Annotated in this window: 1 rRNA gene; it reads left to right on the top strand. The window is 51.4% G+C overall.

The window, feature by feature from the left end:
- A 23S ribosomal RNA gene (locus tag L650_RS0113860) occupies positions 1–554 on the top strand; the annotation flags it as partial.

Genomic DNA, 554 nt, shown 5'->3' with positions numbered 1-554 from the left:
TTAGGGTAGCCGTAGGGAAACCGAGTCTTAACTGGGCGAATAGTTGCAAGGTATAGACCCGAAACCCGGTGATCTAGCCATGGGCAGGTTGAAGGTTGAGTAACATCAACTGGAGGACCGAACCCACTAACGTTGAAAAGTTAGGGGATGACCTGTGGCTAGGAGTGAAAGGCTAATCAAACCGGGAGATAGCTGGTTCTCCCCGAAATCTATTTAGGTAGAGCCTCGGACGAATACTTACGGGGGTAGAGCACTGTTAAGGCTAGGGGGTCATCCCGACTTACCAACCCTTTGCAAACTCCGAATACCGTAAAGTAATATCCGGGAGACACACGGCGGGTGCTAACGTCCGTCGTGAAGAGGGAAACAACCCAGACCGCCAGCTAAGGTCCCAAAGTCATAGTTAAGTGGGAAACGATGTGGAAAGGCCCAGACAGCCAGGAGGTTGGCTTAGAAGCAGCCATCCTTTAAAGAAAGCGTAATAGCTCACTGGTCGAGTCGGTCTGCGCGGAAGATGTAACGGGGCTAAACTATGCACCGAAGCTGCGGATTCA

This window comes from Pseudoalteromonas sp. TB51, assembly GCF_000498055.1.
Classification (GTDB): Bacteria; Pseudomonadota; Gammaproteobacteria; order Enterobacterales; family Alteromonadaceae; genus Pseudoalteromonas; species Pseudoalteromonas atlantica.
This window is presented reverse-complemented; position numbering and strand designations above follow the sequence as displayed.